This window comes from Pseudomonas sp. S5D5 (assembly GCF_003013355.1).
Classification (GTDB): Bacteria; Pseudomonadota; Gammaproteobacteria; order Pseudomonadales; family Pseudomonadaceae; genus Aquipseudomonas; species Aquipseudomonas aylmerensis.
The window spans coordinates 921,167-946,348 of record NZ_PTEO01000001.1 but is presented as its reverse complement, the minus strand read 5'-3'; the positions used below and the strand labels follow the sequence as shown (position 1 = coordinate 946,348).

Genomic DNA, 25,182 nt, shown 5'->3' with positions numbered 1-25,182 from the left:
TATTTTTTCAGAAAAATCAGGCGACTGAATCAGAAATATCGCATGACCTGTCAGTCAGTTTTTTCCGTCTCCTGACCCAGTTCCAGCATCAACCCGCTCAAGCGCTTGACCTTGCGTCGTACCGCTTCTTCAAACACGCCGCCACGGGGTTCGATCAGGCTGAACCAGCGCTTGGCGCGGGTGATCCCGGTATAGATCAGCTCTTTAGTGAGCACCGGGTTCAATGCGTCCGGCAGGATCAGCGCCGTGTGGGTGAACTCTGAGCCTTGGGACTTGTGCACGGTCATGGCGTACACGGTTTCGACATCATTCAGACGGCTGGGCAGTACAAAACGCACACCGCCCTGACCATCATTGCGCGGGAAGGCCACGCGCAATACCTGCGGCCCCCCGTCGCTTTCGGGCAGTTTGAGGGCGATGCCGATATCGCCGTTCATCAAGCCCAGGCCGTAATCGTTGCGGGTCATCAGCACCGGGCGGCCTTCGTACCATTGCTCGTCACCTTCGATCAGCCGCACCTTGCGCAAGGCCGCGGTGATGCGCAGGTTGAGGCCTTCCACCCCCCACGGTCCCTTGCGCACGGCACAAAGCAACTGGAAGGCGTCGAAGGCTTGCAACAGTTGTTGCGCCCAGTGGGTCCAGGCAGCGTCCTCGCGTGGAGTATCCAGGGACGGGCGCGCGCTGTGCAGCAGGTTGAGGTAATAGCGATAACCTTCGGCGCCATCACCCTGCCCGTCCAGTACCAGCCGCTCCAGGGCGTGGTCGTGTTCGCCCTTGAGGCTGACGCAGAACAAGTCGCGATGGCTGCGCGCGGCCAGCAACTTGCGCGCTTCTTCGGCATTCTGCTGGTTGACCCAGCGCGCCAATTGGCCGATGCCACTGCCCTCGCCGAAACGCCGCGAGTAACGCAACATCACCACTTGCTGGGCCAGCGGGTGGCTGCCATCGAGGTCTTCCTGCAGGCCGCTGGCGTCGAGGTCTTCGCCGCTGACCGCCTGCAGCCACTGACGCGTCTCGGGGCTGTACCAACCGGCCTCGGCGTCGCGACACAAATCGCCGAGTACGGCGCCCGCCTCCACCGACGCCAGCTGGTCCTTGTCCCCCAGCAGCACCAGCCGCGCATGGGGCGGCAAGGCGTCGAGCAGGTTGGCCATCATCTCCAGGTCGATCATCGACGCCTCGTCCACCACCAGCACATCCAGCGGCAGTGGGTTGCCCAGGTGATGACGGAAATGCCGAGTACCCGGGCGGCTGCCCAGCAGGCGGTGAACCGTGGTCACCTGGGTCGGGATTTTTTCCCGCACGCTTTCGGGCACTTTCAGCGACAGTACTTGCTGGCTAATGGACTCGGTAAGCCGTGCGGCGGCTTTACCGGTGGGGGCGGCCAGGCGGATGCGCAACGGTGTGCCGACTTCCACCGCAGGCGCCTGCAACAACGCGAGCAGGCGCACCACGGTGGTGGTCTTGCCGGTACCGGGACCACCGGTGACGATGCTGAATGCCCCGCGAGTCGCCAGGGCGCAGGCGAGTTTTTGCCAGTCGATCACACCCTCGGGCGCGGGCTGGTCGAACAAGCCATTCAAACGCTGGGGCAAATCGGCAGCGACGCTTTCCTGGGTGGCGAGGCGCTGGCGCAGTGCCGTGTCGATACGCCGTTCATAGGTCCAGTAGCGGCGCAAATACAGGCGCTTGCCGGACAGTACTAACGGGCGGCTTTGGGCTGATTCACTGCCATCGACGGCCAACGCGACCAGGCCGCTGGCAGCCAGGGCATGGCACCAATGGGCGCCGTCCAGACCGTCGAGCAACTGCGACGGCAGCAGCATGGCGGTGGTCTGCAGATCGCCTTCGGGCGGCAAGGACAAGGCGAAGTCCGGCGCTTTCAGGGTCTCGAACAGGTCCAGGCAGACATGGCCGTGGCCCAATTGGTGGCTGGTCAGCGCGGCCGCCAGCAGCACCAGGGGGTCGGCCTGCGGGTCGAGTTCATGCAGGAAGCCGACGAAGGCTTTGTCGAGGGCGCGCAACCAGCCACGCGCCACCCAACGTTCCAAGAGTTGCAGCAGGTCGGCGGCGCGGCTGAGGGGCGCCAGTTCCTCCAACGGCAATGGCGACAGGCTCATAACAACACTCCTTGTTCCCAGGCGGGCTCAACCTTGGGCGGGATGGGCTTGCCCTGGAACAACAGATCCAGGCCTTCGATCAATTCACGCGGTGGCCGAGTGAAATACGCGCCCTGGCTGGCGGCCTGCGTACCGCGCAGGAACAGGTAGAGGGCGCCGCCGACATGGCGGTCGTAGTCGTAGTCCGGCAGGCGCGCCTTGAGCTGGCGATGCAGGGCCAGCAGGTAAAGTACGTATTGCAGGTCGTACCGATGCTCGAGGATCGACTGTTCCATGGCGGCTTGGGTGTAGGCCGAATCGTCAGGACCGAGCCAGTTGGATTTGTAGTCAGCCACGTAATAGCGACCATCGTGTTCGAAAGTCAGGTCGATAAACCCCTTGAACATACCGTTGAGCAACACCGGTTCGGCGGCGACGCGAGACACGCCGTTGTGGGTGTACTGGCACACCAGCTTGTCGAGGGCGAGTACATCGACCTTGTGGCTGGCGAACCAGAACTCCATTTCGATCTGGTAGTGCTGCAAGCCACTGAGGCTGACCTGGCCGTTATCCACGGGCAACGGGGTTTGCAGCAAGTGACCGAGCCAGTCGCTGAGGGTGACGATCCAGCCCTCCCAGTTGCGCCGATTGCAACGCGCGCCCACGGCTTTTTCGATCGCCTCGGGCGTTACGTTGAAACCGTCTTCGCCGGCCCACTCCAACAGGCCATGGAGGAAGGTGCCTGGGTTCGGGCCACGTGGGAAACGGTGAATATCACCGCCGGATGCCGCCACTTCGCGCGGTGCGTCGGGGTCGAGGCGCTCATCATCAAACAGCTTCTGGGCTTGTGGGCTTTCCGGCGCTTCGAGGCTGGCGGCACTCATGCTGTCGCCAATACGCAAGGCGCTGTAGGAAGCGATCCACCAGTTTTCCGCGGCCTTGCGTTTGGGCAGCAACGGTGCAAGCAGCGTGGCTTCGTTACGCGGCGGGTGGAACAGGATGGCTTGAGCTTCGGGCACGTGGCCGTAGTGAATCGCGGGACAGCCTTCCTGCAGGTCCAGCAACCAGCGCGCCAGGCCGGCAGATTCGCCCAGCAACGAACCCGCGCCGAGCAAATAGCCCAGCGCCGACAAGTGCAGCACCGAACTGCTGCTGTTGCCACGTTTGAGGTCGGCGACACCCAGCCAGCAGGCGTGTTTGGCGCGGGTCAAGGCGACGTAGAACAAACGCAGGTCTTCGGCCAGGCGCTCGTCGTCAGCCAGGGCAATCAACTCGGCGGTCGGCCGCAGGCTCACGTGGGATTTACCCTGCTCGTCGTGGTAGTGAAGCGGCAAGCGGCTGCCGTCCACGGGCTTGGCCGAGCAGATGAAGGGCAGGAAAACCAGGTCGTACTCCAGCCCCTTGGACTTGTGGATGGTCACGACCTTGACCAGTTGTTCATCACTTTCCAGGCGCAGGATCTGTTCTTCGCCGGCCTGGCCCGACAAGGCGAGGTGTTCGGCCAGATGGCGAATCAGCGCCTGTTCGCCATCCAGTTCCGCAGCGGCTTGTTGCAACAATTCGCTGAGGTGCAGCAGGTTGGTCAGCACCCGCTCGCCGTCGCTGCGGGCGATCAGGGTTTGCGGCAGTTTGAAATCGTGCAGCAGGCGACGCAGCATCGGCAGCACGCCCTGGGTGCGCCAGATGGCGCGGTAACCACGGAACTGCATGACACGGGATTCCCACGCCAGCTCGTCCTGATTCAGACGCTCCAACTCCGGCAGCGATAGGTTCAAGGTGACACACGCCAAGGCAGCTCGCAGCGGGCGCTCGACGTCCGGCTCGGCACAGGCCTTGAGCCAGGCCAGCAGGTCGTGGGCTTCCTGGGCGGCGAACACTGAGTCCTTGTCCGAGAGGTAGACACTGCGCACGCCCCGGGCGGCCAGCTCGGCGCGCACGGCTTGGGCCTCCTTGCCATCGCGCACCAGGATGGCGATGTCTGACGGCAGCACGCCTTTAAAACCCGCCTCCGGATGTAGGAAACCGGCTGTGCCTTGCTGACCGCCATTGAGCAGTTCAACAATCTGCGTGGCGCAGGCCGCGGCCAGTTGCTGGCGGTACACCGCGTTGGAAACCGGCTGATCTGTGGGCAGGTGCCAGAGGTTCATCGCTGGCACTGCTTGGCCGTCGACCTGCAATTGCTCCTTGCGGCCCTGGGACAGCACCGAGTGGAACGGTACCGGGTTGCGGCCGTCCGGCTCGCGGAACAGGAAGGCGCCACGGCCAGTTTCCGCACGCTGAAACACGTGGTTCACCGCCTCGACCATCGCGTGGCTGGAGCGGAAGTTGGTGCCCAGGGTGTGATGGCGGCCGGTGGTGGATTGGCGCGCACGCAGGTAGGTGTAGATGTCGGCACCACGAAAGGCATAGATCGCCTGCTTGGGGTCGCCGATCAGGAACAAGCCGCTGTCGAGGTGGTTTTCTTCGATGCGGTAGATACTATCGAAGATGCTGTATTGCACCGGATCGGTGTCCTGGAATTCGTCGATCAGCGCCACCGGGAACTGCTCGCGGATCACGCTGGCCAGGCGCTCGCCACCGTCGGCCTGCAGGGCAGCGTTGAGACGAATCAGCATGTCGTCGAAGCCCATTTCGGCGCGACGGCGTTTTTCTTCTTCGAAGCGCTTACCTACCCAACCGGCAGCATGCTGCAACACCGCCGCGTCAGGCGTTGGCAGTGCGTCGAGCGCAGCTTTGAGGCCAGCCATGGCGTCGATACCGGGGTGCTGCGGCGGGTCGCCCTTCCAGGCTTCGGCCATGCCTTCGGGCGTCAGGCGGGTGAAGCCAGTGCCGATGTCCAATTGCTCAAGGGTTTCGTCAGCGGCCCAGGCGCTGATCTTTTCGAACCAGGGTTCGAAGTAACGCGCCTGCATCTTGCGGCCGTCGACGGCTTTGGCGGCCACGGCCTGCAGGCAGATGTCACGCAGCTCGGCGGCCCATTGCCGCCAGGGCGCCTTGAGCTGTATCAGCGCTGCTCGACGCTCTTGCAGGCAGGCGTTGATCAGCTCGGCAGGTTCACGGGCTTCATCCGTGGGTCGTTCACTGCCGAACAAGGCGCGTACCCGTGGCATCAAGGCAGCAGGGCCGCCCCAGTTGTTGCGCACCCAATTGAGCGCGTCGTCATGCATCGGGTAACAGAACAACCGCCAGTAATCGCGCAAGACTTCGCCAAGCAGATCACTGTGGTCAGTTTCCAGGGTTTGAGTGAACAGGCTGCCGCTGTCGAACGCGTGCTCGCGCAGCATGCGCTGGCACCAACTGTGGATGGTCGAAACAGCAGCTTCGTCCATCCACTGGGCGGCGATGTCCAGGCGATTGGCGCAGGCGGGCCACTGCTCAGGCGGGTATTGATCTCGCAACTCGGCAATCAGGGCATCAGGTTGCGGTATTTCATCGCGAAAGAAACGTGCCGCCTCTGCCAGGCGGATGCGAATGCGTTCGCGCAACTCCTTGGTGGCAGCGTCGGTGAAGGTCACTACCAGAATTTGTGGGGGCAGCAGTTCGCGGCCAAAACCGCATTCATCACCACCGTGGCCGAGGACCAGGCGCAAGTACAGCGCGGAAATAGTGAAAGTCTTGCCGGTACCGGCGCTGGCTTCGATCAGTTGGCTGCCTTGCAGCGGGAAGGCCAGGGCCAAGGGTTTGCTGCTCATGCGCCGGCCTCCTCGCGGGTGAGAGATCGCCATGCGGCGTTGATCAGTGGGCAGTACAAGGTTTCGCACCAGCCTTCGAACTCTTCACTGGCGACCAACGCGGCGTAGTCGGGGAATTGTCGCGTGAGTGCAGGGGTTTCACGGCGTTCGCCATCAGTGGTCATGCCATCCCCTTCATAGGCCTTGCTGGCAGCGGCCTGGGCCTTGGCCGGATCGGTCTGGCCAAGCCAGGCGAACGCGGTTTTAACCGCCACGGGCAAAGGCTTGCTCATGCCGTGGTGCCAGGCCAAGAGCAGGTTGGCGAGGATCTCCCGGGCAGTGGTCGGATCCAATGGGGCCAGCAACAAGGTGTCGTCGCTGGCCACCAACCCTGTACTCAACGGCAGGCCACAGGCGCAGGCAACCACGTGATTGACCCAGGGCCGAATCAGGCGGTGCCATTTGCGCGTCTTGATCGAGCCAATGCTGTTGGGGATGGTGGTCACGCTCAGCAGGCCGCCATCACTGCGTCGATGCAGGCCGCTGATCCAGCCTTCCAGCTGGATACCTTGATGCTCAAAACTGATCGGTTCGGCGGTAGTGTGGGGCTGCGGCCAGAGCGCCAGAAGCTGCTGATAGCGCTGCAGCAAGTCGGGCAATGGCTCAATCAGCTCGTTGCGCAGGCACTCGCCGAAACCGACCATAGGCAGCAGGCCACTGCCTTGCAAGCGCAGGGCTTGGGCATTCAGGGCCTGGTCGAGGTGATCGGGATGGCTCAGCGCCGCACTCAAGAGACTGTCGCTCAGGCTGTAGCGTTGTAATGCGTCGAGGACGAAGGGCTCTTCATCGGCCAACGGCACCTCAGCGGCTTCAAAGAACACCTTCAGACGTTGGCTGAAGAAATGTTTGACCGGGTTGCGCAGGAAGTCCTGAAGCTGGCCGAGACTCAAGGGTTCTTCTTGTTGGTGTTGCGCCAGTTCGTCCTCTACGGCAATGGCCTCGACTGCGGCGTGCAGCAACTGCCATTCACGGGCATAGCTGAACAATGCATCGCCTTCATGGAAGTAGCGGGCGCTGAAAGGTTGGAGCGGATGCTCCTGGGTCATCGCTTCAAGCAACGGCTCTTGTGTGTGTGCGTTATGCCAGCCGCTGGCGAGATGATCGCGCAATTGGCCGATCAGCACCGAGGCCGGGCGATCACTGTTGTCACGGATGCTGCGGCCGACCCAACTGATGTAGAGCTGGTCCCGGGCAGACAGCAGCGCCTCCAGCAGCAGGTAACGGTCATCTTCACGACGTGAACGGTCGCCGGGGCGGTAGTCGCTGCCCATCAGGTCGAAATCCAGCGGCGGTTGCGCACGCGGGTAATCGCCGTCGTTCATGCCAAGCAGGCAGACCAACTTGAACGGGATCGCGCGCATGGGCATCAGGGTGCAAAAATTGACAGCTCCGGCGAGGAAGCGTTGGGACAAACGGCCTTCATCCAGACCGGCCAACCAGGCCTCACGTACTACGGTCAGGGGTAACTCGTCATACAGGCCGACCGACTCGCAGGTTTCCAGCCAGGTTTCTCGCAGTTGTTCGAGTTGGCCCAGCAGGAAGTCATCGTGTTCGCTGCTGGGCAGGAAGAACAACTGCATCAAGCGTTGCAGGCGTTCGCCCCATTCGTGCGGGGCGGCCGGTTGCGACAGTGCTTGATGCGCGTCATTAAGCGCATCGAGCAGAGCGACCAAGGGACCGATCAGCGCGGCGTCGAGGCCACCAATCTCATCGTATGGCTCAATACCGTCGCAGGCGAGACCCGTGCCGACGGCATAGCCCAGCAACATGCGGCGCAGGCCGAATCGCCAACTGTTTTGCTCCAGCTCATTGGGCAGGCCGAGGCCAGCACGTTGCTCGGCATTGAGACCCCAGCGGATCCCGGCACCCTCGATCCAGCGATGCAATGTGGGCAGGTCGCGCTCCTTGATGGCGAAGCGTTCGCGCAGCGCGGGAACGTCCAGCAGGTCAAGGATTTCGCTGACCGGAAAGCGGCTGTCGGGTAGCTTCAGCAGGTGCTCGACGGCGATCAGCAGCGGATCGCGGCCACGTTGGCCCTGGTCAGTGAGGGTAAAGGGAATGAAGCGTGGATCAGTTCGCTCCAACTGGCCGAATACGGCACGGATGTGCGGCGCGTAGCTGTCGACGTCGGGAACCATAACGATGATGTCACGCGGGCGCAGCGCAGGGTCCGCGCTGAAGCGCTGGAGCAGTTGGTCGTGGAGGATTTCGACCTCACGCTGGGCGCTGTGAGCGACATGAAAGCGTATTGAAGTATCACGCTGCAGGTCGACAGCGGGCCATAGCTCACGGGTTTCGTTGAGTGGGCGCAGTTCGAGGATGTCGTCCTGGAGCTGATTGAGCAAGGTGCTGGGTTCGCTCTCGCTGAACAGGTCGATGCGGCCGTCACGGAAGGCCGCGCGGTAGCTATTGGGGTCGTCGTAACTGTCCAGCAGGCTGATGTAGTCACGCCCTTGTTTGCCCCAGGCTGCCAGAAGCGGATGGGCGTGCTGGTGAAGGGTCTGTGGATCGATGGTGACGGGCATGCCGGCTTTACGCGCCTGGCGCTTGTATTCGTTACGTAGCAGGTCTTTGTCGGCAACGATGTCGGACCAATGGTGGCGACATGGATTGTGCACGCACAACAACACTTGGCTGAACCGCGCCAGGCCGGCGAGCGCTTCCAGAGCTTGGGCGGGCAACGAGGAAATACCGAAGACAATCACTCGGGAGGGCAAGCCTGATGGGGCTTTCTCAAGGGTATTGATGCGTTCGATAAAGCGCTGGTGTACACCGGCACGGCTTTGGGCCATGCCCTCCTCGCCTACATCCAGCAACAGCGCGCGCCATAACTCAGCTTGCCAGCAGTTGGCTGGGTCCAGGGGCTTGGTTTCACCGCGGCCGTTACGCAACTGATGGCGGCCGGCAGCCCAATCTTCCAGCCAGTCGGCACGATAGACCTGGTATTGGTCGAAGAGATCGGCCAGGCGCTCAGCGAGTTGGTAGCGTTTGCGCAGATCGGCGTCGTGAGTGAGGAAACGCTGCAGAGGTTCGAAGTACGGTTGATCGATCAACTCCGGGAGCAGGCGCATCAGGCGCCATGTCAGCGGGGCTTTATCGAGCAGGGATTTTGGCGGGATTTCGTCACGGCCCAGGACCATGCGGTAGAGCTGCCACATGAAACTGCCGGGGAGTTGCACATCAATGGCAGCCGCGATTCCACAGCCGCCCATATCGTCCTCTTCCGGGTCTTCGGCCAGGGCCAATTTGAGCCACTGGGCAATGCCGTTGCTTTGGACCAGGGCGATTTCATTTTCCAGGGGCGCAAGCGGATATCGACGCATCCAGCTGACAACCAGGCTGCGCAGTTCATCCAGGCGGTTGCCGTGAACCACCATGAATCCAGCGCTGAGGGACGTCGCATCCGGCATAACGGCTTCCTTGGGAAAAGCAAAATCGAGGGAGCGACTTTAGCATTGAAGGCGGTATTGGCGGTCTTGGGATGCAGGATATGGGGAGATTTTGGCTGTCGCGACAGTATCAGGCTCGGGACGCTACGGTTAACGCGCATCGCGTGTATCAAATAGAACAGCGGAGGATTAGCACTACGCGACGGCATCTGCGCATTTTCGACCGCCCAAAACAAAACCCCTGTCTGCGTTAGCAAACAGGGGTTCTGGAATTTAATCTTGACGATGACCTACTCTCACATGGGGAAACCCCACACTACCATCGGCGATGCATCGTTTCACTGCTGAGTTCGGGATGGGATCAGGTGGTTCCAATGCTCTATGGTCGTCAAGAAATTCGGGTACTGAGTCGTGACCATGTGGCCTCGCTTCAGCAAATTGGGTATGTGATAGCTTTCGGTGTTTTGTGAGCGTCGAACTTTCGGTTCATTTCGTCTTCACACACCGCAATCTGGTGCTCTTTTGCCTTTCAGCTCGAAGCAAGCAAATTGCTTGGGTGTTATATGGTCAAGCCTCACGGGCAATTAGTATTGGTTAGCTCAACGCCTCACAGCGCTTACACACCCAACCTATCAACGTCGTAGTCTTCGACGGCCCTTCAGGGAACTCAAGGTTCCAGTGAGATCTCATCTTGAGGCTAGTTTCCCGCTTAGATGCTTTCAGCGGTTATCTATTCCGAACATAGCTACCCGGCAATGCCACTGGCGTGACAACCGGAACACCAGAGGTTCGTCCACTCCGGTCCTCTCGTACTAGGAGCAGCCCCTCTCAAATCTCAAACGTCCACGGCAGATAGGGACCGAACTGTCTCACGACGTTCTAAACCCAGCTCGCGTACCACTTTAAATGGCGAACAGCCATACCCTTGGGACCGGCTTCAGCCCCAGGATGTGATGAGCCGACATCGAGGTGCCAAACACCGCCGTCGATATGAACTCTTGGGCGGTATCAGCCTGTTATCCCCGGAGTACCTTTTATCCGTTGAGCGATGGCCCTTCCATACAGAACCACCGGATCACTAAGACCTACTTTCGTACCTGCTCGACGTGTCTGTCTCGCAGTCAAGCGCGCTTTTGCCTTTATACTCTACGACCGATTTCCGACCGGTCTGAGCGCACCTTCGTACTCCTCCGTTACTCTTTAGGAGGAGACCGCCCCAGTCAAACTACCCACCATACACTGTCCTCGATCCGGATAACGGACCTGAGTTAGAACCTCAAAGTTGCCAGGGTGGTATTTCAAGGATGGCTCCACGCAGACTGGCGTCCACGCTTCAAAGCCTCCCACCTATCCTACACAAGCAAATTCAAAGTCCAGTGCAAAGCTATAGTAAAGGTTCACGGGGTCTTTCCGTCTAGCCGCGGATACACTGCATCTTCACAGCGATTTCAATTTCACTGAGTCTCGGGTGGAGACAGCGCCGCCATCGTTACGCCATTCGTGCAGGTCGGAACTTACCCGACAAGGAATTTCGCTACCTTAGGACCGTTATAGTTACGGCCGCCGTTTACCGGGGCTTCGATCAAGAGCTTCGCGTTAGCTAACCCCATCAATTAACCTTCCGGCACCGGGCAGGCGTCACACCCTATACGTCCACTTTCGTGTTTGCAGAGTGCTGTGTTTTTAATAAACAGTCGCAGCGGCCTGGTATCTTCGACCGGCATGAGCTTACGGAGCAAGTCCTTCACCCTCACCGGCGCACCTTCTCCCGAAGTTACGGTGCCATTTTGCCTAGTTCCTTCACCCGAGTTCTCTCAAGCGCCTTGGTATTCTCTACCCAACCACCTGTGTCGGTTTGGGGTACGGTTCCTGGTTACCTGAAGCTTAGAAGCTTTTCTTGGAAGCATGGCATCAACCACTTCGTTATCTAAAAGATAACTCGTCATCAGCTCTCGGCCTTAAGATCCCGGATTTACCTAAGATCTCAGCCTACCACCTTAAACTTGGACAACCAACGCCAAGCTGGCCTAGCCTTCTCCGTCCCTCCATCGCAATAACCAGAAGTACAGGAATATTAACCTGTTTTCCATCGACTACGCTTTTCAGCCTCGCCTTAGGGACCGACTAACCCTGCGTCGATTAACGTTGCGCAGGAAACCTTGGTCTTTCGGCGTGGGTGTTTTTCACACCCATTGTCGTTACTCATGTCAGCATTCGCACTTCTGATACCTCCAGCAAGCTTCTCAACTCACCTTCACAGGCTTACAGAACGCTCCTCTACCGCATCACTTACGTGATACCCGTAGCTTCGGTGTATGGTTTGAGCCCCGTTACATCTTCCGCGCAGGCCGACTCGACTAGTGAGCTATTACGCTTTCTTTAAAGGGTGGCTGCTTCTAAGCCAACCTCCTAGCTGTCTAAGCCTTCCCACATCGTTTCCCACTTAACCATAACTTTGGGACCTTAGCTGACGGTCTGGGTTGTTTCCCTTTTCACGACGGACGTTAGCACCCGCCGTGTGTCTCCCATGCTCGGCACTTGTAGGTATTCGGAGTTTGCATCGGTTTGGTAAGTCGGGATGACCCCCTAGCCGAAACAGTGCTCTACCCCCTACAGTGATACATGAGGCGCTACCTAAATAGCTTTCGAGGAGAACCAGCTATCTCCGAGCTTGATTAGCCTTTCACTCCGATCCACAGGTCATCCGCTAACTTTTCAACGGTAGTCGGTTCGGTCCTCCAGTTAGTGTTACCCAACCTTCAACCTGCCCATGGATAGATCGCCCGGTTTCGGGTCTATTCCCAGCGACTAGACGCCCTATTAAGACTCGCTTTCGCTACGCCTCCCCTATTCGGTTAAGCTCGCCACTGAAAATAAGTCGCTGACCCATTATACAAAAGGTACGCAGTCACAGAACAAAGTCTGCTCCCACTGCTTGTACGCATACGGTTTCAGGATCTATTTCACTCCCCTCTCCGGGGTTCTTTTCGCCTTTCCCTCACGGTACTAGTTCACTATCGGTCAGTCAGTAGTATTTAGCCTTGGAGGATGGTCCCCCCATATTCAGACAAAGTTTCTCGTGCTCCGTCCTACTCGATTTCATGACTAAGAGATTTTCGCGTACAGGGCTATCACCCACTATGGCCGCACTTTCCAGAGCGTTCCGCTAATCTCAAAGCCACTTAAGGGCTAGTCCCCGTTCGCTCGCCACTACTAAGGGAATCTCGGTTGATTTCTTTTCCTCAGGGTACTTAGATGTTTCAGTTCCCCTGGTTCGCCTCTTGCACCTATGTATTCAGTACAAGATAACCATCTTATGATGGCTGGGTTCCCCCATTCAGACATCTCCGGATCAAAGTCTGTTTGCCGACTCCCCGAAGCTTTTCGCAGGCTACCACGTCTTTCATCGCCTCTGACTGCCAAGGCATCCACCGTATGCGCTTCTTCACTTGACCATATAACCCCAAGCAATCTGGTTATACTGTGAAGACGACATTCGCCGAAAATTCGAATTTCTCAATTAAGAGAACTCACAAATTTTACCTTAGCCTGATCCGTTACCAGTGAAAGTAACGTTCAGTCTATCTTTCTATCACATACCCAAATTTTTAAAGAACGATCTAATCAAAGACTAGAAATCAATATTCATTAGTGAATATTCATTTCTAAACTCTAACAGTAGAAGCAGTTAATGGTGGAGCCAAACGGGATCGAACCGTTGACCTCCTGCGTGCAAGGCAGGCGCTCTCCCAGCTGAGCTATGGCCCCGTATTTCTACAGGCGTTTCCCACACAAAATTGGTGGGTCTGGGCAGATTCGAACTGCCGACCTCACCCTTATCAGGGGTGCGCTCTAACCAACTGAGCTACAGACCCAATTTCGGGCTGCTTCTTATCGTCTTCTTCAATGAATCAAGCAATTCGTGTGGGAACTTATGGAGCAGCTGATGTCGTCGATTAAGGAGGTGATCCAGCCGCAGGTTCCCCTACGGCTACCTTGTTACGACTTCACCCCAGTCATGAATCACACCGTGGTAACCGTCCTCCCGAAGGTTAGACTAGCTACTTCTGGTGCAACCCACTCCCATGGTGTGACGGGCGGTGTGTACAAGGCCCGGGAACGTATTCACCGCGACATTCTGATTCGCGATTACTAGCGATTCCGACTTCACGCAGTCGAGTTGCAGACTGCGATCCGGACTACGATCGGTTTTATGGGATTAGCTCCACCTCGCGGCTTGGCAACCCTCTGTACCGACCATTGTAGCACGTGTGTAGCCCAGGCCGTAAGGGCCATGATGACTTGACGTCATCCCCACCTTCCTCCGGTTTGTCACCGGCAGTCTCCTTAGAGTGCCCACCATTACGTGCTGGTAACTAAGGACAAGGGTTGCGCTCGTTACGGGACTTAACCCAACATCTCACGACACGAGCTGACGACAGCCATGCAGCACCTGTCTCAATGTTCCCGAAGGCACCAATCTATCTCTAGAAAGTTCATTGGATGTCAAGGCCTGGTAAGGTTCTTCGCGTTGCTTCGAATTAAACCACATGCTCCACCGCTTGTGCGGGCCCCCGTCAATTCATTTGAGTTTTAACCTTGCGGCCGTACTCCCCAGGCGGTCAACTTAATGCGTTAGCTGCGCCACTAAGAGCTCAAGGCTCCCAACGGCTAGTTGACATCGTTTACGGCGTGGACTACCAGGGTATCTAATCCTGTTTGCTCCCCACGCTTTCGCACCTCAGTGTCAGTATCAGTCCAGGTGGTCGCCTTCGCCACTGGTGTTCCTTCCTATATCTACGCATTTCACCGCTACACAGGAAATTCCACCACCCTCTACCATACTCTAGTCAGTCAGTTTTGAATGCAGTTCCCAGGTTGAGCCCGGGGATTTCACATCCAACTTAACAAACCACCTACGCGCGCTTTACGCCCAGTAATTCCGATTAACGCTTGCACCCTCTGTATTACCGCGGCTGCTGGCACAGAGTTAGCCGGTGCTTATTCTGTCGGTAACGTCAAAACAGTTACGTATTAGGCAACTGCCCTTCCTCCCAACTTAAAGTGCTTTACAATCCGAAGACCTTCTTCACACACGCGGCATGGCTGGATCAGGCTTTCGCCCATTGTCCAATATTCCCCACTGCTGCCTCCCGTAGGAGTCTGGACCGTGTCTCAGTTCCAGTGTGACTGATCATCCTCTCAGACCAGTTACGGATCGTCGCCTTGGTGAGCCATTACCCCACCAACTAGCTAATCCGACCTAGGCTCATCTGATAGCGCAAGGCCCGAAGGTCCCCTGCTTTCTCCCGTAGGACGTATGCGGTATTAGCGTCCGTTTCCGAACGTTATCCCCCACTACCAGGCAGATTCCTAGGCATTACTCACCCGTCCGCCGCTCTCAAGAGAAGCAAGCTTCTCTCTACCGCTCGACTTGCATGTGTTAGGCCTGCCGCCAGCGTTCAATCTGAGCCATGATCAAACTCTTCAGTTCAAACATCTTTGGGTTTTTAAGAAACCCTAAACTTGGCTCAGCAATCGTTGGTTACATCTTTGATTTCTCGCGGAGTAACTTGTGATGCTGATAATCTTGTTGACTATCAGTCTGACTCCACAAGCACCCACACGAATTGCTTGATTCAGTTGTTAAAGAGCGGTTGGTTAAGATCTTTCGTCTCAACCGAGGCGCGCATTCTACAGCAGCCTCATTTGCTGTCAAGTGATTATTTTCAGAAGTTTTCGAAGATTTCTTCAACAACTTCAACCACTTGCGCTTCCGATCTCTCGTTAGCGGGAGGCGAATTCTACAGCGTTACACGCTGCTGTCAACACCTCTTTTTCTCCGCTTTCGACCGAGAAGATCGAAACGTTAATAGAGCCAAACAACCCTGCCCTACCAACTCCTTCTGGGCTTCGATGAACTGAAGCAAGTCGCTGTCGAATCTCGCGTAACTCTTTGTTTACCAAGGAGTTTTCCGTTTCGACTGCGCCGGAAGTGGGGCGAATTATAGACTTCCAGAATCTGCCGTCAAGCACTAATTACGCTTTTGTTGCAGAAAGTGATTTTTTCGCGATAAGGCGGGGAATCCTGCGCATTACAGGAGGGATTCGAAGGACTAACAGCAGCGCCCCTATAGAAGCATAGATAGCCCACTCCTTCAGGTCCGCCCGCACAATCCACAACATATGCAGTAACCCAAGGCCGAGAATCACATATACCAGGCGATGCAGCTTCTTCCAACGGACACCCAGCCGACGCTGACTGTAGCGATTGGACGTCACCGCCAATATCAGCAAGCACAAGAAACCCAGCGTCCCCACAATAATGTACGGCCTCTTGCGCAGCTCAACCCCCAACTGCGACCAATCCAACCCCAGGACAAACACGCAATACGCCGCCAGGTGCAGCACCACGTAGGCAAAACACCACAACCCCAACTGCCGACGTACAGCTATCCACCCTGCCCAACCGCTCAGCTTCTGCAACGGTGTCATCCCAAGGGTGACCAGCAACAGGATCAGGGTCCCCAACCCCAAACGGTCAACCAGCACCTTTCCGGGATCTGGCCCCAGAGCGGAGCTCCAGGCCTCATACAACCAGTACAACGGCCAGACTACCGCCGCGATAAAGACGCTGGCACGCCAGATCGGATAGCGCATCAATAGTTCTTCCGTAAATCGAGGTCGGTATAAAGAGAGGCAACCTCGTCCGAGTAACCATTGAACATCTGCGTCTCGCGCACATTGGGGCTGAACAAACCACTCGGTAAACGGCGCTCGCGGGCCTGGGTCCAGCGCGGGTGATCAACCGTAGGGTTCACGTTCGCATAGAACCCATACTCATCCGCCGCGATACTCTGCCAAGTCGTTTTCGGCTGCTCACTCACCAGGCTGATCCGCACGATTGACTTCACGCTTTTGAAGCCATACTTCCACGGCACGACCAAACGCAGCGGCGCCCCATTCTGGTTCGGCAACTCGCGCCCATACATACCCACGGCAAGGATCGCCAAAGGGTTCATCGCCTCATCCAGGCGCAGGCCTTCAACATAAGGCCAGTCGATCAAACCGAAGCTCGAGCGCTGCCCCGGCATGCTCTTGGGGTCCTGAAGGGTTTCAAAGCGGATGTACTTGGCCTTGGAGGTGGGTTCGACCTGTTTAAGCAAGGCTGCTATAGGGAAGCCTATCCAGGGAATGACCATCGACCACGCCTCGACACAGCGCAAACGGTAGATACGCTCTTCCAACTGATACGGCTTCATGAAGTCTTCCAGGGCGTAACGCCCAGGCTTGGCGACTTCACCATCAATCACCACGCTCCACGGCTCGGTCTTGAGCGAGCCCGCATTCACCGCTGGATCGCCCTTGCCAGTACCGAACTCATAGAAGTTGTTGTAGTGAGTAGCATCCTTGAAGGGGGTGATGGCTTCGTTTTTTACCGTCACCGCCTGCCATTGGGTGCCTGGCAGCTTTTCAGCAAACCATCCCGGGGCCTTACCTGGCTCGACGTCGGCGTAACGCGCAGCATCATCCGCACTGGCCCAACGCGGCAGACTGCTGGCAGCCATACCGGCAAGCGCACCGCCGAGCAACGCACGGCGAGAAAAGTAGAGGGATTCAGGCGTGACATCCGATTCATTGCAATCGGACGCTTTGGGAAATTTGATTAACATGGCAACTCCGCAGCATTGGAGAACTGATGCACCAATAGACTGCGGAGTATGGGGGAAATTACATTAAGGCAATGTTTTGTCCCGGCGCATATGCAACAAGTACTGAACCGGCCCCGAAGCGGCGTAGACCAGGAACGCCAGCAACAGAATGCGCGGCGGATCACTGAACACCACGGCGAACACCAGCACCACTGCCAGAATTGCCACGAAAGGCACGCGCCCCTTCAAGTCCAGCTCCTTGAAGCTGTTGTACTTGATGTTGCTGACCATCAGCATGCCGGCAGCAGCCACCATCAATGCCACCAGGAACGACATCTTGGAACCCTGGATGCCGTAGTCACTGAACGCCCAGACAATACCCGCCACCACCCCGGCAGCCGCAGGGCTGGCCAGACCAATGAAGTAGCGCTTGTCGGCAGTCCCCACCTGGGTATTGAAGCGCGCCAGACGCAAAGCGGCGCCCGCCACATAGATGAAGGCAACCATCCAGCCGACCTTGCCCATATCACCCAGCGCCCAGGCGAACGCCAGCAACGCCGGCGCGACACCGAAGGCGACCATGTCGGACAGCGAGTCATACTCGGCACCGAAGGCGCTTTGGGTATTGGTCATGCGTGCCACCCGACCATCAAGGCCATCGAGCACCATGGCCACGAAGATCGCAATCGCGGCAAAGCCGAAATACTTGCTGGCACTCGCCGCATCACCTGCCGCCAGCGCACTCTGGGCACTCATGGAGTTGATGATGGAATAGAACCCGGCGAACAGGTTCGCCGTGGTGAACAGATTGGGCAGCAGATAGATGCCACGATGCCGGACCTTGCGGCCTTCAGCGTCATGCCCTTCCTCGACATGTTCATCGATCGGTAGCAGGCTTTCGGCGTCAGAAGCCTGGCTTGGCTCTTCGGGACGTTCGCTCATGGACTTTACCTTGCAACGGTTTGAAAAAATTCGACAAATACGTGCGGCGAGTGTTCGCCCGCAAACGATGCAGCTTTATACCAGAACCGGCTCCCCAAACGAAAAAACGCGGCCTAAGCCGCGTTTTCTCTTGATGCGTGCGACTTAGTTCTTGGCTTTGTCGACGATCTTGTTGGCACCGATCCACGGCATCATGGAGCGCAGTTGCTCGCCGATGACTTCGATACCGTGAGCGGCGTTGTTACGACGCTTGGCGGTCATCGAAGGGTAGCCGGTAGCGCCTTCGCTGATGAACATTTTGGCGTATTCGCCGTCCTGAATACGTTTCAGGGCGTTGCGCATAGCCTGGCGGGATTCGGCGTTGATCACTTCCGGACCCGTCACGTACTCGCCGTATTCAGCGTTGTTGGAGATCGAGTAGTTCATGTTGGCGATACCGCCTTCGTACATGAGGTCAACGATCAGTTTCAGTTCGTGCAGGCACTCGAAGTAGGCCATTTCCGGCGCGTAGCCAGCTTCAACCAGGGTTTCGAAACCGGCCTTGACCAGCTCGACAGTACCGCCGCACAGAACGGCTTGTTCACCGAACAGGTCGGTTTCAGTCTCGTCCTTGAAGGTGGTTTCGATGATGCCGGTACGACCGCCACCCACGCCAGCAGCGTAGGACAGCGCAACGTTCTTGGCATTGCCCGAAGCGTCCTGGTAGATCGCGATCAGGTCAGGGATACCGCCGCCCTTGACGAACTCGGAACGCACGGTGTGGCCCGGTGCTTTCGGCGCGATCATGATCACGTCGAGGTCAGCGCGTGGCACCACCTGGTTGTAGTGGATCGCGAAGCCGTGGGAGAAGGCCAGGGTGGCGCCCTTCTTGATGTTCGGCTCGATTTCGTTCTTGTACAGCGCGGACTGGAACTCGTCCGGGGTCAGGATCATGACCAGGTCGGCAGCAGCAACGGCGGAAGCAACGTCAGTCACTTTCAGGCCATGGGCCTCAGCCTTGGCAACGGTGGCCGAGCCTTTACGCAGGCCAACAGTCACGTCAACGCCGGAGTCTTTCAGGTTGCAAGCTTGCGCGTGACCCTGGGAGCCGTAGCCGATGATGGCGACTTTCTTGCCCTGGATGATCGACAGGTCACAATCTTTATCGTAATAAACTTTCATGAGGTTCCTCTATATATCCAGGCCGTGAGGCCATTCACTAATTGGGTTAGATGCTGAGTACTTTGTCGCCACGGGCAATCCCGGTGACACCACTGCGTACAGTTTCCAGAATCGAGGCCGTCCCGATCGACTGGATGAAGCTGTCCAGTTTGTCGCTCGTACCGGTCAATTGAACGGTATAAACGCTGGCGCTCACATCAACGATCTGCCCGCGATAGATGTCGGTAGTACGCTTGATCTCGGCACGTTGGGCGCCCGTGGCCTTGACCTTAACCAGCATCAGCTCGCGCTCGATGTGGGCACTTTCCGACAAGTCGACCAGCTTGACCACTTCGATCAGCTTGTTGAGGTTTTTGGTGATCTGCTCGATCACCTCATCGTGGCCAACAGTAGTCAACGTCAGGCGCGACAGGGTCGGGTCTTCGGTCGGGGCCACGGTCAGGCTTTCGATGTTGTAGTTGCGTTGCGAAAACAGGCCGACAACACGAGACAGAGCGCCGGGTTCGTTCTCCAGAAGCAAGGAGATAATGTGCCGCATGATTAAGTACGCTCCGTCTTGTTCAGCCACATGTCGCGCATAGAGCCGTCTTTGATCTGCATCGGGTAGACGTGCTCGCTGGTATCCACCTGAATATCGATGAACACCAGGCGATCCTTCATGGCGAACGCCTCTTCCATCTTCGGCTTCAGATCTTTCAGATCGGTGATGCGAATGCCGACGTGGCCATAGGCTTCAACCAATTTGACGAAATCCGGCAACGATTCCATATAGGAATGGGAGTGACGGCTGTTGTAGCTCATGTCCTGCCATTGACGAACCATGCCCAGCACGCCGTTGTTCAGGCAGACGATCTTCACCGGAAGGCCGTATTGCAGGCACGTCGACAGCTCCTGGATGTTCATCTGGATACTGCCTTCACCGGTGACGCACGCAACGTCAGTGTCCGGGAAGCTCAGCTTCACACCCATCGCCGCAGGGAACCCAAAGCCCATCGTGCCCAGGCCACCGGAGTTGATCCAGCGGTTAGGCTTGTCGAACTTGTAGTACTGCGCCGCGAACATCTGGTGCTGGCCCACGTCGGAGGTCACAAAGGCGTCGCCCTTGGTCACTTCGCACAGGGTCTCGATCACGGTTTGTGGCTTGATGATGCTGCCGTCGCCCTTGTCGTAAGGGAACAGGCCGCGATCACCGCGCCATTCGTCGATCTGCTTCCACCAACTGGCAACGGATTCCTTGTTCGGCGTCTCGCCGATGTCCTTGAGCGCAGCAACCATTTCGGTCAGCACGCTTTCAACAGGACCCACGATCGGCACGTCGGCCTTGATGGTCTTGGAGATGGACGCCGGGTCGATGTCGATATGGATGATCTTGGCATTCGGGCAGAATTTGCTCGCGCCGTTGATCACCCGATCATCGAACCGTGCGCCGACTGCCAGGATCACGTCGGCGTGGTGCATGGCCAGGTTGGCGGTGTAGCTGCCGTGCATGCCAAGCATGCCGACAAACTGACGGTCCGTGCCCGGGAACGCGCCGAGGCCCATCAAGGTGTTGGTCACCGGCAGGTTAAGCAGCTTGGCGAGTTCGGTCAGTGGTGCAGAACCACCGCCCAGAATCACGCCACCGCCCGAGTACAACACCGGGCGCTTGGCCGCCAGGAGCATTTCTGCCGCCTTGCGGATTTGGCCCGAGTGCCCACGAACAGCCGGGCTGTAGGAGCGCAGCTTGGCTTTCTTCGGGAACACGTATTCGAATTTTTCCGCAGGATTGGTCATGTCCTTCGGGATATCGACCACCACAGGACCCGGGCGACCGGACTGAGCGAGGTAGAAGGCCTTCTTCATGACTTCCGGGATTTCCGACGCATGCTTGATCATGAAGCTGTGTTTCACGATCGGCCGGGAGATACCGATCATGTCGGTTTCCTGGAATGCATCGGTACCCACCATGGTGCTGGCGACCTGGCCGGAAATGATCACCATCGGGATGGAGTCCATATAAGCAGTCGCGATGCCGGTAATGGCATTGGTCGCGCCTGGGCCGGACGTTACCAGTACCACACCGGCTTTACCGGTGGCACGGGCATAACCGTCAGCCATATGGGTAGCAGCTTGTTCGTGGCGAACCAGGATGTGGGTAACAGCCGGTTCCTTGAACAGTGCGTCGTAGACATGCAGCAGAGCACCACCTGGGTACCCGTAGATATAGTCGACGCCTTCGTCACGCAAAAAGCGGACGAGCATCTCACCGCCAGATAAAAGCTCCACGTTGTTCACCTCTAAAACGCCAGAATACCGTCCGTTGAAAACCGACGGGTCTTAATAGGTTTACTTCTCAACAGAGCATGAGCGACGGTGGTCGCCGACTACGTCAGCACTGACTGAGCAAGTATTGGGATCGTCCCAAGTGTTGCGGGCTTTTCCCACCCAGCGCGAGGTAACGCGTTGCGGGTGTAACAGGTCGGCGCGGATGTGCGCCTCATGATCTGCTGAGCGGGTCTGCTTCTGGCAGTCCCGATACAGCGGACTTTGGATTCTTCTGTTTCAGCCCCTTCAAGTCAAGCAATAATTGCGCTTTTTTCCAACTAAGCGCATGAGAACGTAGAAGAAAGGGCTTTGAGGAGGGATAAAACTCGCCTGAATGTCGTCAAGCGGTAGAAATGTGCGCAAGACTGCCGGAAAACCCGACAGTCAGGCAATTAACGAGCGTCGACGATCAATTGGTCGAACTTTTTCAGCGCATTGCGCAATCCGAGGCTCTGCAACGGACGGTCGGCATAGACCATCTCGGCCATCTCCAGGATCCCGGATGCGTTGGGCAGTGGCAGGTCCTGCTCGAGGATCTGCTTCATGCGCACGAGGAAGATCCACTGCAGCCACTGATGAAAGTCCAGGGTGTCCACCGAGAACGGCTCGACGCTGCTGAGCGCCTCGGGGCTGGGGGGCACTTCATCCCACCAGCCTTGCACGCGCAATTCGCGCTCGATCAGCAATAACTGTTCGGCAATCGCTGGAAAACGTGCATCCATCAGAGGCTGACCTTGGCTTTCTGACGTGCCTGGGCAGCACCGGCGGCGTCGCCCTGCGCAGCCCGTGCATCGCCGATCAGGGCCCACAGGCTGGCTTGCAGGTCGGGACGCCCATTGGCCAGGGTCAGGCCACGACGGGCGAACTGTTCGGCTTGCGGTGCGTCGCCCTGGGCCATGCGTACCTGAGCCAGGCGATACAGCACTTGCGGCTCGCGCGGCGCCACACGCTGGGCGCGCTCCAGGCTCGATGATGCACCGTTCAAGTCGCCACCGGCCTGTTGTTGCTGGGCGGTGGTCAGCAAGGCCAGTACCGGCCCATCCAGTTGCTCGTCAGCCGACAGGCCGCCAGCGCTGGACGATGACGGGATGCCGCTGGGTGTCGACGGCATGTTGTAGGTGCCCTGATTGATCGGCGCCGCCTGGACCGGCGCGGTGTCGATCGGGCCCGAAGTGCTCGGCCCCGGGGTCCACGGCTCGGCGCTGATCGGCGCGGAGGTAGCCGCCCCGGCGCCCGGCACCATCACCACCACGCCCGAATCCTGCGGCACAGCCTGGGTGGCGGCCTGGGCAGGACGCGTGGTCACGGTCTGGCGGAACCCGCCGTTGGCCGAGATCCGGTCGTTATTGGAGACAGCGGTGCTCGAGTCCACCACGGGAATGGAGCCGCGCTGCACGCTGGCGCAACCATTGAGCAAAGCCAGAGCTGTAATAGCTGGAATCCACCACTTGTTCACTTGAAACCCTCTTTGCTTAATTCATCCAGCCCTTGACCCAATCCATCACCGATTCCGCGTCAGCAGGGGCACTGCCACCGCATGCGGCGCCGGGTGGTGGTTCGCTGCCGCGAATATACGGCATCTGCACCGCGCCCGGACAGTTGGCGTCAGAGCCCTGGCCGGTGTGCGGATCAATCCAGGCCTGCACGATATTGTCCGGCTGCGGCATGTTCAGCGGCAGCGGGTCGGCCTTGCGCATGAAACTGGTCCAGACCTGCAGCGCACCGGTCGCACCGGTAAACGGCGTCTTGCCATTGTCGTCGCGCCCCAACCACACCACTGCCAGCACGTCCTGGCCGAAGCCTGCGAACCAACTGTCGCGCGAGTCGTTACTGGTACCCGTCTTGCCCGCCAACGTCAGGTTGGACGGCAGCACTTTATAGACAGAGCTGCCGGTACCTTCGCGCATCACGCGCTGCATGGCGTTCTGGATCAGGTAGATGGAGCCTGCGTCGAACCGCTGCTGGATCTGGAAGGGATAGCGCTTGAGCGGCTCGCCCTCGGCGGTCAGCACACTGCGGATCCCGCGCATCGGCGTATTGAAGCCACCGTTGGCGAGGGTCTGGTACATGGTCGCCACTTCCATCGGCGTCATTGCGCCAGCGCCCAGCAGGATCGACGGGAAAGCCGGGAACTCGCGGGTGATGCCCAGGCGCGCCAGCGTCTTGAGGACGTTCGGCACGCCCACTTCCAGGCCGAGCCGGGAGGTAGAGATGTTGTAGGAATGCGCCAGCCCCTGGTACAGGAACACCGTACCGTGGGAGCGACGGTCGAAGTTCTGCGGCGTCCACACCTGGCCATCGGCTCCTTTGACCGACAGCGGGTCATCCGACAGCCAACTGGTCAGCGAGTATTTGCTCGGTTTTTCCAGCGCGGTCAGGTAGACGGCCGGCTTGACCAGCGAGCCGATCGGCCGTACCGCATCCAGTGCACGGTTGAAACCGGCAAAACTGGCTTGGCGGCTGCCGATCATGGCCTGGACTTCACCGGTTTCCGGGTTGGTCACGACCATGGCGGCCTCGACTTCGTCGGAGCCTTTGCGGCCGGTCAGGCGCTTGAAGGTGTCGTTGACCGAGGCTTCGGCCTTCATCTGCAGGATCGGGTCGAAACTGGTGAAGATCCGCAGGCCTTCTTCGGTCAAGTCTTCGTCACGGTAGTCTTCACGCAACTGGCGCTTGACCAGGTCGATAAAGCCCGGGAAGGAGCTGTCGGCCAATTTGCCGCGGGTAGTCACACCCAGTGGCATTTTCTTGGCTGCAGCGACTTGTTCCGCGGTGGCCACGCCCTGCTGCTCAAGCACATCGAGCACCAGGTTGCGGCGCTCCAGCGCACGCTCAGGATTGCGACGCGGGTTGTAGTAGGAAGGCCCCTTGACCATGCCCACCAGCAACGCGACCTGATGCAGCTTCAGCTCGGACAGCGGCTGGCCAAAGAAGAACTGGCTGGCCAGACCGAAACCGTGCACTGCGCGCTGGCCGTCCTGGCCGACGAAGACCTCATTGAGGTAGGCCTCAAGGATTTCCTGCTTGCTGTAATGCAATTCAAGCAGCATCGCCATCATGGCTTCCGTGAGCTTACGGGTCAGGCTGCGCTCGTTGGTGAGGTAGAAGTTCTTCACCAACTGCTGGGTGAGCGTACTGCCGCCCTGAGTCATCTTGCCGCCAGACGTGTTGACCCAGATGGCGCGGGCAATCGACTTCGGCGACACGCCCCAGTGGCTGTAGAAATCGCGGTCCTCGACAGCAACCAGGGTTTCGAGCAGATACGGCGGCACCTGATCCAGCTTGATCAGGATGCGATCTTCAAGATTCTTCGGGTAAATCCCGCCGATCATCAGCGGTTCGAGGCGCACCACCGGCAGCTTCGAGCCATTGAGCGATGACAGCTCGGCTACATAGTCACCGGAAAAACGCACGCGCACCGGCTGGGCTTTTTCCAGGCCTTCATAGAACTGGAAGCCACGGGTATTGAGGTCGACGGTATTGCCGCTGACAGCCGCAGCGCCCGGACTGTTGCTCACGGGTTCGCGGCGGTAGCCCAGGGCATCGAGTTCGGTGAGGAAGTCATCCTTGCTCAGCTTCTGGCCGGTGAATAATTCCAGCGGGCGTGCGTACACCTTGGCCGGAATGGTCCAGCGCTTGCCGGAGAACTTCTCCTGGACCACGGCGTCGAGGTAAACGGCGAAGCCGGCAAGCACCACAAGGCCCACCAGGCCGAGCTTGAGCGCCCAGCCCAGCCATGGGCGCAGGCCACGCGAAGGAGGTTTTTTACGGGAACGGGGAGATCGGGTTCGAGTCATGGCGGCGGATTATACGCACTTTATTGCTGATCAACATGAGCCGGACAGCGGTTTGCACGACCGGCCGCAGCAGCCATAATGCCCGCCATGTTTTTCTCCAGACTCTG

Annotated in this window: 12 protein-coding genes, 2 tRNA genes and 3 rRNA genes; all 17 read right to left on the bottom strand. The window is 58.5% G+C overall.

Features of this window, described 5'->3' with window-relative positions:
- Positions 1 to 50: 50 nt before the first annotated feature.
- The 17 genes from recD to mrcB all read right to left on the bottom strand — a co-directional run bounded on the left by recD (position 51) and on the right by mrcB (position 25,075).
- Entirely contained in the window at positions 51 to 2,120 is a 2,070-nt protein-coding gene (gene recD / locus C9990_RS04490; RefSeq protein ID WP_106802624.1) for an exodeoxyribonuclease V subunit alpha, read from the bottom strand.
- A complete protein-coding gene (gene recB, locus C9990_RS04485; protein WP_106802623.1) occupies positions 2,117 to 5,791 on the bottom strand; it encodes an exodeoxyribonuclease V subunit beta in 3,675 nt (1,224 codons plus the stop codon). Before recB ends, recD begins: the two co-directional genes overlap by 4 nt.
- Positions 5,788 to 9,240: an exodeoxyribonuclease V subunit gamma gene (gene recC / locus C9990_RS04480; RefSeq protein WP_106802622.1), complete on the bottom strand. Its 3,453-nt coding sequence runs from the start codon at positions 9,238 to 9,240 to the stop codon at positions 5,788 to 5,790. Before recC ends, recB begins: the two co-directional genes overlap by 4 nt.
- A gap of 256 nt (positions 9,241 to 9,496) precedes the next feature.
- Positions 9,497 to 9,612: ribosomal RNA gene (gene rrf / locus C9990_RS04475) — 5S ribosomal RNA — on the bottom strand.
- 170 nt (positions 9,613 to 9,782) lie between these two features.
- Positions 9,783 to 12,674 (bottom strand): 23S ribosomal RNA (locus tag C9990_RS04470).
- Between the two features lie 237 nt (positions 12,675 to 12,911).
- Positions 12,912 to 12,987 (bottom strand) — tRNA-Ala (locus C9990_RS04465).
- A gap of 30 nt (positions 12,988 to 13,017) precedes the next feature.
- A tRNA-Ile gene (locus C9990_RS04460) sits at positions 13,018 to 13,094 on the bottom strand.
- Positions 13,095 to 13,176: 82 nt separating this feature from the next.
- Positions 13,177 to 14,713 (bottom strand): 16S ribosomal RNA (locus C9990_RS04455).
- Together the 16S, 23S and 5S rRNA genes with 2 tRNA genes alongside form the textbook arrangement of a ribosomal RNA operon.
- A 545-nt stretch (positions 14,714 to 15,258) precedes the next feature.
- The gene (gene msrQ / locus C9990_RS04445) at positions 15,259 to 15,879 is read right to left on the bottom strand and encodes a protein-methionine-sulfoxide reductase heme-binding subunit MsrQ (protein WP_065910328.1); all 621 of its coding nucleotides are present in this window, start codon (positions 15,877 to 15,879) and stop codon (positions 15,259 to 15,261) included.
- Entirely contained in the window at positions 15,879 to 16,892 is a 1,014-nt protein-coding gene (gene msrP, locus C9990_RS04440) for a protein-methionine-sulfoxide reductase catalytic subunit MsrP (protein ID WP_106802621.1), read from the bottom strand. Before msrP ends, msrQ begins: the two co-directional genes overlap by 1 nt.
- A 63-nt stretch (positions 16,893 to 16,955) precedes the next feature.
- A complete protein-coding gene (gene pssA / locus C9990_RS04435; RefSeq protein WP_065910324.1) occupies positions 16,956 to 17,813 on the bottom strand; it encodes a CDP-diacylglycerol--serine O-phosphatidyltransferase in 858 nt (285 codons plus the stop codon).
- Between the two features lie 144 nt (positions 17,814 to 17,957).
- Positions 17,958 to 18,974: a ketol-acid reductoisomerase gene (ilvC, locus tag C9990_RS04430; RefSeq protein WP_003176099.1), complete on the bottom strand. Its 1,017-nt coding sequence runs from the start codon at positions 18,972 to 18,974 to the stop codon at positions 17,958 to 17,960.
- A gap of 46 nt (positions 18,975 to 19,020) precedes the next feature.
- Positions 19,021 to 19,512, bottom strand: a complete 492-nt coding sequence (ilvN, locus tag C9990_RS04425; protein ID WP_003176102.1) for an acetolactate synthase small subunit — start codon at positions 19,510 to 19,512, stop codon at positions 19,021 to 19,023.
- Positions 19,513 to 19,514: 2 nt separating this feature from the next.
- Positions 19,515 to 21,239, bottom strand: coding sequence for an acetolactate synthase 3 large subunit (locus C9990_RS04420; RefSeq protein ID WP_065910352.1), 1,725 nt, complete (start codon positions 21,237 to 21,239; stop codon positions 19,515 to 19,517).
- A gap of 431 nt (positions 21,240 to 21,670) precedes the next feature.
- Positions 21,671 to 22,000, bottom strand: coding sequence for a YqcC family protein (locus C9990_RS04415; RefSeq protein ID WP_065910322.1), 330 nt, complete (start codon positions 21,998 to 22,000; stop codon positions 21,671 to 21,673).
- Positions 22,000 to 22,734 (bottom strand): M48 family metallopeptidase, encoded by a 735-nt coding sequence (locus C9990_RS04410; RefSeq protein WP_065910320.1) that lies wholly within the window; start codon positions 22,732 to 22,734, stop codon positions 22,000 to 22,002. The genes C9990_RS04415 and C9990_RS04410 overlap by 1 nt, the downstream gene beginning before the upstream one ends.
- 16 nt (positions 22,735 to 22,750) lie before the next feature.
- The gene (gene mrcB, locus C9990_RS04405) at positions 22,751 to 25,075 is read right to left on the bottom strand and encodes a penicillin-binding protein 1B (RefSeq protein ID WP_106802620.1); all 2,325 of its coding nucleotides are present in this window, start codon (positions 25,073 to 25,075) and stop codon (positions 22,751 to 22,753) included.
- Positions 25,076 to 25,182 lie beyond the last annotated feature (107 nt).

Excerpts from the sequence above, each read along its gene's own strand:
- recD (WP_106802624.1), bottom strand. The coding sequence starts at position 2,120 with ATGAGCCTGTCGCCATTGCCGTTGGAGGAACTGGCGCCCCTCAGCCGC.
- recB (WP_106802623.1), bottom strand. The coding sequence starts at position 5,791 with ATGAGCAGCAAACCCTTGGCCCTGGCCTTCCCGCTGCAAGGCAGCCAA.
- recC (WP_106802622.1), bottom strand. The coding sequence starts at position 9,240 with ATGCCGGATGCGACGTCCCTCAGCGCTGGATTCATGGTGGTTCACGGC.
- msrQ (WP_065910328.1), bottom strand. The coding sequence starts at position 15,879 with ATGCGCTATCCGATCTGGCGTGCCAGCGTCTTTATCGCGGCGGTAGTC.
- msrP (WP_106802621.1), bottom strand. The coding sequence starts at position 16,892 with ATGTTAATCAAATTTCCCAAAGCGTCCGATTGCAATGAATCGGATGTC.
- pssA (WP_065910324.1), bottom strand. The coding sequence starts at position 17,813 with ATGAGCGAACGTCCCGAAGAGCCAAGCCAGGCTTCTGACGCCGAAAGC.
- ilvC (WP_003176099.1), bottom strand. The coding sequence starts at position 18,974 with ATGAAAGTTTATTACGATAAAGATTGTGACCTGTCGATCATCCAGGGC.
- ilvN (WP_003176102.1), bottom strand. The coding sequence starts at position 19,512 with ATGCGGCACATTATCTCCTTGCTTCTGGAGAACGAACCCGGCGCTCTG.
- C9990_RS04415 (WP_065910322.1), bottom strand. The coding sequence starts at position 22,000 with ATGGATGCACGTTTTCCAGCGATTGCCGAACAGTTATTGCTGATCGAG.
- mrcB (WP_106802620.1), bottom strand. The coding sequence starts at position 25,075 with ATGACTCGAACCCGATCTCCCCGTTCCCGTAAAAAACCTCCTTCGCGT.